The organism is Falsiroseomonas oryzae (genome assembly GCF_027856955.1).
Taxonomy (GTDB): Bacteria; Pseudomonadota; Alphaproteobacteria; order Acetobacterales; family Acetobacteraceae; genus Falsiroseomonas; species Falsiroseomonas oryzae.
In genome coordinates this window covers 1-11,700 of record NZ_JAPSMD010000156.1, presented here as the reverse complement: position 1 = coordinate 11,700, position 11,700 = coordinate 1, and the positions used below count along the sequence as shown (strand labels likewise).

The window sequence follows — 11,700 nt, the reverse complement described above, 5'->3', positions numbered from 1 at the left end:
GAGGCCGAGGCGCAGCGCGAGCTGGCGCGGGAGCTGGCGGATGGCGGCGCGACCCTGGTGGCGCCCGGGCTGCTGCTGGCGCGCTGGGCCGGCGAGGCGGGCGCGGTGCGCGGCGCAGTGGGGAAGGCCATCGCGCAGCTTCGCGCCGCCGCTTTCGGGCATCCCCCGCGCCTGCCGAGGCTCTGGCGCACATGAACGCTCCTGGTCCATGCTTCGTGCGTCACGGAGGCTGCGCATGAACCTGACGCCACGCGAGAAGGACAAGCTGCTGGTCGCGATGGCCGCCATCGTGGCGCGTCGACGACTGGAGCGCGGCGTGAAGCTGAACCACCCGGAAGCCGTCGCACTGATCACGGATTACGTGGTGGAAGGTGCTCGCGACGGGCGGACGGTGGCGGAGCTGATGCGCGACGGCGCGACGGTGCTGACGCGCGCGCAGGTGATGGAGGGCGTGGCGGAGATGATCCACGAGATCCAGGTGGAGGCCACCTTCCCCGACGGGACGAAGCTGGTCACCGTGCACGAGCCGATCCGATGATCCCGGGCGAGCTGTTCCCGGCCGATGGCGAGATCGAGCTGAATGCCGGCCGCCCTGCCATCGAGCTGACCGTCGCCAACACCGGCGACCGGCCGATCCAGGTCGGCAGCCACTACCATTTCGCCGAGACCAACCCTGCGCTCGACTTCGATCGCGCGCAGGCGCACGGCATGCGGCTCGACATCCCGGCCGGCACGGCGGTGCGGTTCGAACCGGGGCAGGCGCGCAGCGTGCGGCTGATCCCCTACGCCGGCGCGCGCATCGTGCACGGCTTCCGGGGCCGGACGGAGGGGAAGCTCTAGGATGCCCGCACGCCTCTCCCGACGCGCCTATGCCGGCATGTACGGCCCGACCACGGGCGACCGCCTGCGCCTGGCTGACACCGACCTGATCATCGAGGTCGAGCGCGACCTGACGACCTATGGCGAGGAGGTCAAGTTCGGCGGCGGCAAGGTGATCCGCGACGGCATGGGCCAGTCGCAGGTGACGCGTGCGAACGGCGCGATGGACACGGTGATCACCAACGCGCTGATCCTGGACTGGACCGGCATCATCAAGGCCGATGTCGGGCTGAAGGACGGGCGCATCGCCGCCATCGGCAAGGCCGGCAACCCCGACACGCAGCCGGGCGTGACCATCGTCATCGGCCCGGGCACCGAGATCATCGCCGGCGAGGGCCGCATCCTGACTGCCGGCGGCATCGACCCGCATATCCACTTCATCTGCCCGCAGCAGATCGAGGAGGCGCTGGCCTCCGGCGTCACCACCATGTTCGGCGGCGGCACGGGGCCCGCGCATGGCACGCTGGCCACCACCTCCACGCCGGGGCCCTGGCACATGGCGCGGATGCTGCAGGCGGCCGAGGCCTTCCCGATGAACCTGGGCTTCCTGGGCAAGGGCAACGCCGCGCTGCCAGACGGGCTGGAGGAGCAGATCCGCGCCGGCGCCGCCGGGCTGAAGCTGCACGAGGATTGGGGTACCACGCCGAAGGCGATCGACACCTGCCTGAAGGTCGCCGACCGCTTCGACATCCAGGTGGCGATCCACACGGACACGCTGAACGAGAGCGGCTTCGTGGACGACACCATCAAGGCCGTCGGCGGCCGCGCCATCCAGGCCTTCCATACGGAAGGCGCCGGCGGCGGCCATGCGCCGGACATCCTGCGCGTGGTGGGCGAGCCGAACTTCCTGCCGAGCTCCACCAACCCGACCATGCCCTTCACGCGCAACACGGTGGACGAGCATCTCGACATGCTCATGGTCTGCCACCACCTCGACCCGCGCATCCCGGAGGACGTGGCCTTCGCCGAGAGCCGCATCCGCAAGGAGACCATCGCGGCCGAGGACATCCTGCACGACCTGGGCGCCATCAGCATGATGTCGTCCGACAGCCAGGCGATGGGCCGCGTCGGCGAGGTGATCATCCGGACCTGGCAGACCGCGCACAAGATGAAGCAGCAGCGCGGCCGCCTGCCCGAGGAGACCGGCGACAACGACAACGTCCGGGTGAAGCGCTACATCGCGAAATACACGATCAACCCTGCCATCGCGCAGGGCATCGCGGAGCATGTCGGCAGCGTGGAGGTCGGCAAGCTGGCGGACCTGGTGCTGTGGTCGCCGGCCTTCTTCGGCGTGAAGCCGGACTACGTGCTGAAGAGCGGTACCATCGCGATGGTGCCAATGGGCGATCCCAACGCCTCCATCCCGACGCCGCAGCCCATCCACTACCGGCCGATGTTCGGCGCCTATGGGCGCGCAGGCCTGCTTTCCTCCGTCACATTCGTCAGCCGCGCGGGCTTGGAGGCCGGGATCGCACAGGAATTCGGCCTGACGCGCCCGCTGCTGGCCGTTTCCGGCACGCGCGGGATCAGCAAGAAGGACATGAAGCTCAACACCGCCCTGCCCCGCATCGAGGTGGATGCCGAGACCTATGAGGTGCGCGCCGATGGCGAGCTGCTGGTCTGCGAGCCGGCCAGCGTGCTGCCCCTGGCGCAGCGCTACTTCCTGTTCTGACCATGGAGGAGAGCATCCCTCGCGCCACCGCCGTCGCCGCCGCCGGCACCTGGCCCGAAAGCGAGGCACGAGACACTGTGACGGTAGATTTCGACGACCGGTTCCGGCGCCGCAGGCTCTACACGGCGGAAGGCGGGCTGGCCTTCCTGCTCGACCTGCCGGAGGCGCAGGTGCTGAAGGACGGCGACGGGCTGCTGCTGGCCAGCGGTGGCTTCGTGCGCGTGCGCGCCGCGGCGGAGCCGCTGGTCGAGGTGACCGCGAAGAATCCGCAGCACCTGCTGCGGCTGGCCTGGCATCTCGGCAACCGCCACCTGCCGGCGCAGATCGACGCGGATCGCATCCTGATCCGCGATGACCACGTGATCGTCGCGATGCTGGCCGGGCTTGGCGCGACCACGCGTGCGGTTCAGGCACCCTTCAACCCGGAGGGCGGTGCCTATGGCGGCCATGCGCATACCCATGCGCACGGGCATGGGCACCATCACCATCAACAGCATCCGCACGATGACGACCATCATCATCACGACCACGACCACCACCACGGCGATGGCTGCGGACACCATCACTGAGGCAGAGGCCCTCGCCCGGCTGCTGGCGTGGCTGTCGCCCGCCTATCCGGTCGGCGCCTTTTCCTACAGCCATGGGCTGGAGACGGCGGTGGAGGAAGGCGCCGTGCGTGGCCGCGACGACCTCGTCGCCTATGCCGAGGCGGCGCTGCTGCAGGGCGCCGGCGCGGTGGATGCGGGGCTGCTGGCCCTGTGCTGGCGCGCCGCGGCAGGCGGCGACGACGCGGCGCTGGACGAGGTGACGGAACTCGGCGCCGCCTGGCGCGGCACGGCGGAGCTCGGGTTGGAGGCGAAGCAGCCCGGCGCAGCCTTCGCCCAGGTAACGCTGGCGGCCTGGCCGGAGCCGCGCCTGGCCGCCTTCCTCGCACGCCACGCGGGCAGGCTGACGCATGCCGTCGCCTTCGGCGCGGCGGCCGGCTTCCACGGCGTGCCGCCGCGCGCCGCCTGCTTCGGCTGGCTGAGCGGCTTCGCTGCCAACCTCGTCTCGGCCGGCGTGCGCCTGGTGCCGCTCGGCCAGACCGACGGCCAGATCGCGACCGCCGCGCTGGTACCGGCGATCGCGCGGGCAACCGATGCGGCCGTCGCGCTGCGCGACCCCGACGAACTCGGCTCGGCTGCGCTGGCAATCGATCTCTTCTCCATGCGTCACGAGACGCAATACACGAGGCTGTTCAGGTCATGATGCATGCTGATGACCGGCCGATTCAGACCGTCGCGCGCGATGTGCGCTCCGGTCATCGGGCGGCGAACGGACCCTTCAGGGTAGGCGTCGGCGGGCCGGTCGGGTCGGGCAAGACGGCGCTGGTGGACCGCCTGTGCAAGCTGATGCGGGACGGCAACGACGTCGCCGCGATCACCAACGACATCTATACGAAGGAGGATGCGGAATTCCTGACGCGCTCCGGCGCGCTGGCGCCCGACCGCATCATGGGCGTGGAGACCGGCGGCTGCCCGCACACCGCCATCCGCGAGGACGCCTCGATCAACCTGGCGGCGGTCGCTGAGATGTCGGCCCGTTTCCCCGACCTCGAGATCCTGTTCATCGAGAGCGGCGGCGACAACCTGGCGGCCACCTTCAGCCCGGAACTGGCGGACCTGACGATCTACGTCATCGACGTCTCGGCCGGCGACAAGATCCCGCGCAAGGGTGGGCCGGGCATCACGCGCAGCGACCTGCTGGTGATCAACAAGACGGATCTGGCGCCACTGGTCGGCGCGGATCTCGGTGTCATGGATCGCGACGCGCGGAAGATGCGCGGGCCGCGGCCATTCATGTTCACGAACCTCAAGGAGAACAAGGGCGTGGCGGAGATCGCGGAGTTCATCCTCAAGGCGGGCGGGCTGGCACCAAGCGGGCAGGCGGCCTGATGCGTGCGCTGATCCTCGTGGCGGCGCTGCTCGCGCCACTACCGGCGCTGGCCCATCCCGGGGGCGATCATGTGCACGGCTTCGCAGCCGGCTTCCTGCACCCGCTGGGCGGCCTCGACCATCTCGCGGCGATGCTGGCCGTCGGTGTCTGGGCGACGCTGGCCGGCGGTGCAGCGCGCTGGCTGCTGCCGGGCGGCTTCCTGGCAGGCATGCTGGCCGGCGCCCTGCTCGGTATGGCTGGTGTCGGCCTGCCCCTGATGGAAGCTGGGATTTTGGCCTCGGTGATCGTGCTGGGCGTGCTGGTCGCTGCCGCGGCTCGGCTGCGGCTCACCTTCGCGCTGCCGCTGGTGGCCGCCTTCGGCCTGCTGCACGGTCATGCGCACGGGACGGAGATGGCGGGCGGCGCGGCCGGCTATGCCCTCGGCTTCCTGCTCGCGACGGCCATGCTGCACGCGTCGGGTCTGGCCATCGGCTGGCGCACCGGAACGGGTGCGGGCCGCGTTGCGCTCCGCGCATCCGGCGGCGCTGCGGCCGCTGTCGCGGCCCTGCTGCTGGCGATCTGAGCCGGCGCCCTGCTGCAGCGATGCAGCGGGGTGCTTGTGCGCTGTCGCGGCGCGTCGCACGATCCCCCGGGGCGGCCCCTCGCCGCCCCGGGGAAGCAGGCATGCCGGACGGGCAAGCGCGCGGCGCGAAGCGGCTGCGCATCGGCGTGGATGTCGGCGGGACCTTCACCGACCTCGCCATGATGGACGAGGCGACGGGCCGCATCGCCTTCCACAAGGTCCCTTCGACGCCGGCCGACCCGTCCCTCGCCATCGAGACGGGCGTGCGGGAGATCCTGGCCCGCAACGACGGTGCCGCGGGGCAGGTCGCCTTCGTCGGCCACGGCACCACGGTCGCCACCAACATGGTGATCGAGCGGCGCGGCGCGCGCACGGCGATGCTGACGACCCGCGGCTTCCGCGACGTGATCGAGATCGCGCGGCAGACCCGGCCCCACCTCTACGACTACGATGTGCAGCGCCCCGCCCCCCTGGTCCCGCGGCGCCGGCGCAACGAGATCGGCGAGCGCATCGCGGCCGAGGGCACGGTGCTGCGCCCGCTCGACGAAGCCGAGGTGGCGCGCGCCGCCGAGGCCATGCGCGCGGACGACGTGACCTCGGTCGCCGTGTGCTTCCTGCATGCCTGGCGCGACCCGGCACACGAACGCGCGGCGAAGGCGGTGCTGCGGCGCCTTCTGCCGGACGCCTATCTCTCGGTCTCCAGCGAGGTGCTGCCGGAGTTCCGCGAGTTCGACCGATTTTCCACCACTGTCCTGAACGCCTTTGTCGGGCCGCGCATGGCGACCTATCTGGATCGGCTGCTGGCGCGCGTGCGGGGAACGGGCATTGCGGCGGAGCCCTACACCGTCCATTCGAATGGCGGCCTGATGTCGGTGGCGACGGCCGCCCTGGCCCCGGTCCGCACCTGCCTGTCCGGTCCGGCTGCAGGCGTGATCGGCGCGGCGGTGGTGGCGGCGCAGGCGGGCTTCCCGGATGTCGTCACCTTCGACGCCGGCGGCACCTCCACCGACGTGTCTGTGGTGGCCGGCGGCCAGGCGACCTCCAGTTCCTCGCGCGACGTCGCGGGCTATCCCGTGAAGGTGCCGAGCATCGGCATCGACGTGATCGGCGCGGGCGGCGGCTCGATCGCCTTCATCGACGCGGGGGGCGCGCTGAAGGTCGGGCCGCGCAGCGCCGGCGCCGATCCCGGCCCCGCTGCCTATGGCCGCGGCGGCATGGAACCCACGCTGACCGACGCCAACATCGTGCTCGGCCGCCTGGACCAGGCAGCCCTGCTGCGCGGCGCCATGCCCGTGGATGCCGAGGCGGCGCGGCGGGCCGTGCGCACCCGCATCGCCGAACCGCTCGGCCTGACTCTGGAACAGGCGGCGCTCGGCATCATCCGGATCGCGGTCGCCAACATGGGCCGCGCCATCCGCGGCGTGACCACCGAACGCGGCTACGCGCCGGAGCGCTTCGCGCTGTTCGCCTTCGGCGGCGCCGGGCCGCTGCATGCGACGGAGGTGGCGTCGGAATGCGCCATTCCCGTCGTCATCATCCCGCGCGAGCCGGGCACCATGTGCGCGCGCGGGATCCTGCTGGCCGACATCGCGCTGGACTTCGTGCGCAGCGAGATCGCCCCGCTGGACGCCACGACCTGGTCGCGTGCGGCCGCGCTGTTCGACGGGATGGCAGCAGAGGCCGACGCCTGGCTGGCCGGCGAGGGCGTGCCGGCCGACCGCCGCGCCACCCTCCGCGCGGTGGAACTGCGCTACGAAGGGCAGAACTTCGAGGTGCGCGTGCCGCTCGGCAATGCCCTGCCCCCCCTGGCCGAGGTGTTGGACGCCTTCGCCGCCGAGCACGCCCGCACCAACGGCTATGCCATCCCCGGCCGCGAGGTCGAACTGGTGAACTGCCGCCTCACTGCCATCGGCAAGGTGCCGCGCGGCGCGCCGGAGCCGCCGCCGGAGGGCGGATCGGTGGAGGCCGCGCGGATCGGCGCGCGCCGCACCTTCTTCGACCGGCGCAGCGGCTGGTGCGACACGCCGGTCTATGCGCGGGAGAGGCTGCCAGTGGGCGGCCGCGTGACCGGGCCCGCGATCATCGAGGAGATGTCCTCCACCTCCCTCGTCTTCCCCGGTCAGTGGGCAACGCTGGACGCCGAGGGCAACCTCATCATCCGCCACGAGAGCGCGGCCGCACCGCGCGCAGCCACGCGGGAGCACGCCGATGCCTGACGCGCTGCCGCAAGGGCGCGCGCCCCGCCACGCCGCCGACCCCATCGCCATGGAAGTCTTCGCCAACCGCCTGCTGGCCATCACGGAGGAGATGGGCAACGTCCTCGTCCGCGCCTCCTTCTCCACCAACATCAAGGAGCGGAAGGACTGCTCCGTCGGCATGTTCGACGCCCGGGGGCGCTGCCTGGCGCAGGCCGCGCACATGCCGATGCACCTCGGCTCGCTGATGGGCAGCGTGGTGACGCTGCTGGAGCGCTACCGGCTGGACCAGATGAGGCCCGGCGATGCCTTCGTCTGCAACGACGTCTTCCTGGCACGCGGCACGCACCAGCCGGACATCAACATCCTCACCCCCGTCTTCGTCGATGGCCGCGTCGCCTTCTTCGCGGTGAACACGGGCCACCATTCGGATGTCGGCGGGCCGAACCCCGGCTCCATGTCTCAGAGCGCGCGGACGATCTTCGAGGAAGGCCTCCGCATCCCGATCATGCGCATCGTCCGCGGCGGCGAACTGGACCTGGACCTGCTGGAGATGATCGCCCACAACTCGCGCGAGCCTGCGGAGCGCATGCTGGACCTGCGCGCGCAGGTGGCAGTGAACGAGCGCGGCGCGGAGCTGATGCAGCGCCTGGTCGCCACCGACGGGATCGCGGCGGTGGAGGGCGCCATCGAGGCGCTGCTGGCCTACACGCAGCGGCGCCTGCGCGCCCGCATCGCCGCCCTGCCGGATGGCGAGTACAGCGGCGAACGCTGGATGGATGGCGACGGGCTGCCCGGCGGCGAGCCGATCGTGCTGCGTGCCAAGGTGGTGGTGCGAGGCGACGACCTGCTGCTGGATTTCACCGGATCCGCCGCGCAGGCCCGCGGCGCGCTGAACATCGCGACCAATGCCCTGGAAGCGACCTGCTACTACGCGGTGAAGGCGCTGCTGGACCCGGAACTGCCCGCCAATAGCGGGCTGTTCGAGGCTGTGCGCATCCATGCGCCGGAAGGCACCATCGTGAACCCGCGCTTCCCGGCCGCCACCGCGGCGCGCGCCATCAGCGCCAACCGCCTGTCCGGTGCGATCTTCGACGCCTTCGACAAGGTGCTGCCGGCGAACAAGCGGATGGCGCAGAGCCATGATTCCGTGCCGGCCCTCCTGGTCTCCGGCCAGCGACGCTCCGGCACCTATGTCTATCTCGAGACCATCGGCGGCGGCGCCGGGGCGCGGCAGGGCGCGGACGGGGCGGAGGCGGTGCAGATGCACGTCACCAACAGCTCCAACCTGCCGGCCGAGGCGCTGGAGATCGAGTATCCCCTGCTGGTGGACGAATACGCGCTGGTGCCGGACAGCGGCGGCGCGGGGCAGTGGCGCGGCGGCCTCGGCATCGCGCGGCAGATCAGCTCGCGCGTCGATGGCTCGCTGCTGACGGCGCGGGGCGAGGGCCACGTCATGGTTGCCCCCGGCCTGGATGGAGGCCTGCCGGGCGGCCGCGCGCTGCTGCTGATCGAGCCGGGCACGCCGAATGAGCGCCTGCTGCCGACCGCCACCACCGCCCTGCCGATGACGTCTGGCGTTGGCGTGCGGATGGAAACGCCTGGCGGCGGCGGCTTCGGCGACCCCGCGCTGCGGGATTTGCAGGCGCTCGCCGCCGACATCCTGGACGGCAAGGTCAGCCGTGCCGCAGCGGAACGCGACTACGGCGCCGCGCGCGTCGCCCAGGCCCTGGCCGAATGGAGGGACCCGACATGATCCGTCGCCGCACCGCGCTGGCCGCGCTGCTTGCCGTACCGGCCGTGGCCCGCGCGCAGGGCACCTACCCGAACCGTCCGATCCGCGTGATCGTGCCCTTCGCCGCCGGCGGCGGCACCGATGTCTCGGCGCGCATCTGGGCACAGCGGATGAGCGAGATCGCCGGGCATCAGCTGATCATCGACAACCGCGGCGGGTCTGGCGGCAATATCGGCGCGGAGGCCTTCATCCGCACGCCGCCGGACGGCTACACCATCCTGCTGACCAGCAACGGGCCGCTGACGGTCAACCGCTACCTCTACCGCGACATGAACCACGACCCGTTGCGCGACCTGCTGCCGATCGGCCAGGTGTTCCGGATCGAGCAGCTGCTGGTGGTGAACCCCACGGCGATGCCGGTCGCGAACCTGCAGGAGTTCATTGCCCAGGCCCGCGCGCGTCCGGGCGCGATCAACTACGGTTCCGCCGGCGCGGGTTCCTCGCTGCACTTGGCGGCGGAGCTGTTCAAGCTGCGCGCGCGGGTGAACCTGACCCATGTGCCATATCGCGGCGGCGGGCCAGCCATGCAGGACCTGGTTGCCGGCAACATCCACTGCATGTTCGATTCGATGCCCTCCTCTTGGCCGCAGGTGCGCCAGAACACCATCCGGCCGCTCGCGATGTGCGGCAGCAAGCGCCATCCGCTGTTGCCGAACCTCCCGACGATGACGGAGGCCGGCGTGCCGGATTGCGTGGCCGGCACCTGGATCGCAATCTTCGCGCCGCTCGGCACGCCCGCGCCCATCGTCGCCCGCTTCGCGGAGATGTCGCGCCAAGCGCTGGCCGAGCCGGCGCTGAGGGAGGCGCTGGCGCGGGCCGGGGCCGACGCGGAATGGGCGCCGGCGGAGGAACTGCACGCCACCATGGTCCGCGAGACCGCCATGTGGGGCGAGGTGGTTCGGGAGGCCGGGATCAGCGCGAGCTGACCCTGCCGCGCGTCCCGGCAAGGCGCCCGGAACGGCGGCCATTCTTGATAGCGTTCAGGCTTGCCGCACCGCAGCATAAGGCCGATCCTTCTTTAGCATGGCGGCGCCAAGGGCTGGCCGTGTCACGCAGGGCGGGAGGACAAGCTTGGACCCGAAGGAAGGCGCCTCCGGCCGGATCGAGGGGTTGTCGCGCCAGGATGCATTGGTCGGCCTGACGGCGACGGCCGAGCATCGGCTGGAGCAGCGCGGCTTCGACCTGGTCGCAGCCCTGTTCGGCGCGCCGGATGCCGCGCCCGGCGAGATGCCGGACGCCGCCAATGCCCTGATCCTGCAGAGCATCGTGCTGGACTTCGCGGCGCGCAGCCTGCCGGGCCCGGGCTGCGAGGTGCTGGCGGAGGAACTCCGCTTCCTGCTGGACCCGGCGCCGGGCGACCAGCTGGCGATCACCGGCACCATCAGCGCCCGGCCGGCCGAGGACACTGCCACGCTGGCGCTGGTCATCGACTCGCAGCGCGGCCGGCTGGCCGAGGGCAGCCTGACGCTGCGCCTGCCGGCGCAGCGCGTTGCGATGCGCGCCGAGGCACGGCCAAGCATCGTGCTGAACCGTCACCGCCACCTGGAACGACTGATGGCGCGCAGCGCAGAGGTGCCGCCGCTGGCAGCTGCCGTTGCCTGGCCCTGCGACCGCGACAGCCTGCTCGGCCCGCTGGAAGCCCGGGCGAGCGGGGCGCTGCACCCCATCCTGGTCGGCCCGCGCACCGTGATGGAGAAGGTGGCGGCGGCGCACGGCGTCAGCCTGGACGGCTGCGAGGTGGTGGAGGCGGAGACGCCGCATGCCGCCGCCGCGGCCGCCGCCCTGCTCTGCCGTGAAGGCCGCGCCGCGGCGCTGATGAAGGGCAGCCTGCACACCGACGAACTGATGTCCGCGGTGGTGTCGCGGGAGGGCGGGCTGCGCGCCGGGCGGCGGATCAGCCATGTCTTCGCGATGGACGTGCCGTCCTACCACAAGCCGCTCTTCATCACGGATGCGGCGGTGAACATCGCGCCGGACCTGATGACCAAGGCGGACATCGTCCAGAACGCGGTGGACATGCTGCATGCACTCGGCACGCCCGCCCCGAAGGTCGCGATCCTCGCGGCGGTGGAGACGGTCAACCCGGGCATGCCCAGCACGCTGGACGCCGCGGCGCTGTGCAAGATGGCGGATCGCGGCCAGATCTCCGGCGCGGTGCTGGACGGGCCGCTGGCCTTCGACAACGCGATCAGCCGTGCCGCGGCAGCGGTGAAGAAGATCGCCTCTCCCGTGGCGGGCGACGCGGATGTGCTGGTGGCGCCGGACCTCGAGGCCGGCAACATGATCGCCAAGCAGCTGAGCTACCTGGCGAATGCGGCCAGCGCCGGTATCGTGCTGGGCGCGCGCGTGCCGGTGATCCTGACCAGCCGGGCCGACAGCGTGATGACCCGGCTGGCCTCCATCGCGCTGGCGCGGCTGCTGGTCGCCTCCGGCAAGGACGGTATCGCATGAGCGCCGAGGGCCTGATCGGCGTCGTCAATGCCGGCTCCTCCTCGCTGAAGTTCTCCCTGTACGAGGGCGACCGGCGCGTGCTGGACGGCCAGGTGGACGGCATCGGCGCGCGGCCCGGCTTCCGTGCGCGCGACGCTGCCGGGCAGCCGCTGGCCGGCCCCGACCTGGAGCGCGCCCCGCCGGCCACGCCGGCAGCCGCACTGGAATGGCT

The 11,700-nt window shown here is 71.6% G+C and carries 12 protein-coding genes and 1 pseudogene; all 13 read left to right on the top strand.

Annotated elements, in window-relative coordinates; genetic code table 11:
* Positions 1-195, top strand: a 195-nt coding sequence (locus OZN99_RS15870) for a hypothetical protein (protein WP_270936230.1), incomplete at its 5' end; no start/stop codon positions are given.
* Between the two features lie 40 nt (positions 196-235).
* Positions 236-538 (top strand): urease subunit gamma, encoded by a 303-nt coding sequence (locus OZN99_RS15865; RefSeq protein WP_270936229.1) that lies wholly within the window; start codon positions 236-238, stop codon positions 536-538.
* Positions 535-840 carry an urease subunit beta gene (locus OZN99_RS15860; RefSeq protein WP_270936228.1) on the top strand — a complete coding sequence of 102 codons (306 nt, stop codon included), beginning with the start codon at positions 535-537 and terminating at the stop codon, positions 838-840. The genes OZN99_RS15865 and OZN99_RS15860 overlap by 4 nt, the downstream gene beginning before the upstream one ends.
* A 1-nt stretch (position 841) precedes the next feature.
* Positions 842-2,551, top strand: coding sequence for an urease subunit alpha (gene ureC / locus OZN99_RS15855; RefSeq protein ID WP_270936227.1), 1,710 nt, complete (start codon positions 842-844; stop codon positions 2,549-2,551).
* 2 nt (positions 2,552-2,553) lie between these two features.
* Complete coding sequence (gene ureE, locus OZN99_RS15850; protein WP_270936226.1) at positions 2,554-3,120, top strand: urease accessory protein UreE; 567 nt, start codon at positions 2,554-2,556, stop codon at positions 3,118-3,120.
* Entirely contained in the window at positions 3,011-3,799 is a 789-nt protein-coding gene (locus OZN99_RS15845) for an urease accessory protein UreF (protein ID WP_270936225.1), read from the top strand. The genes ureE and OZN99_RS15845 overlap by 110 nt, the downstream gene beginning before the upstream one ends.
* Positions 3,799-4,485, top strand: coding sequence for an urease accessory protein UreG (gene ureG / locus OZN99_RS15840; RefSeq protein WP_270936231.1), 687 nt, complete (start codon positions 3,799-3,801; stop codon positions 4,483-4,485). The genes OZN99_RS15845 and ureG overlap by 1 nt, the downstream gene beginning before the upstream one ends.
* A complete protein-coding gene (locus OZN99_RS15835; protein ID WP_270936224.1) occupies positions 4,485-5,048 on the top strand; it encodes a HupE/UreJ family protein in 564 nt (187 codons plus the stop codon). Before ureG ends, OZN99_RS15835 begins: the two co-directional genes overlap by 1 nt.
* A 101-nt stretch (positions 5,049-5,149) precedes the next feature.
* Positions 5,150-7,264 carry a hydantoinase/oxoprolinase family protein gene (locus tag OZN99_RS15830; RefSeq protein WP_270936223.1) on the top strand — a complete coding sequence of 705 codons (2,115 nt, stop codon included), beginning with the start codon at positions 5,150-5,152 and terminating at the stop codon, positions 7,262-7,264.
* Positions 7,257-8,999, top strand: a complete 1,743-nt coding sequence (locus OZN99_RS15825; RefSeq protein WP_270936222.1) for a hydantoinase B/oxoprolinase family protein — start codon at positions 7,257-7,259, stop codon at positions 8,997-8,999. The genes OZN99_RS15830 and OZN99_RS15825 overlap by 8 nt, the downstream gene beginning before the upstream one ends.
* Positions 8,996-9,964: a Bug family tripartite tricarboxylate transporter substrate binding protein gene (locus tag OZN99_RS15820; RefSeq protein ID WP_270936221.1), complete on the top strand. Its 969-nt coding sequence runs from the start codon at positions 8,996-8,998 to the stop codon at positions 9,962-9,964. The genes OZN99_RS15825 and OZN99_RS15820 overlap by 4 nt, the downstream gene beginning before the upstream one ends.
* A gap of 145 nt (positions 9,965-10,109) precedes the next feature.
* On the top strand, positions 10,110-11,489 hold the full coding sequence (locus OZN99_RS15815) for a bifunctional enoyl-CoA hydratase/phosphate acetyltransferase (RefSeq protein WP_270936220.1): 1,380 nt from the start codon (positions 10,110-10,112) through the stop codon (positions 11,487-11,489).
* A pseudogene (locus OZN99_RS15810) lies at positions 11,486-11,700 on the top strand (hypothetical protein); the annotation flags it as partial. The gene OZN99_RS15815 and the pseudogene OZN99_RS15810, both read left to right, overlap by 4 nt.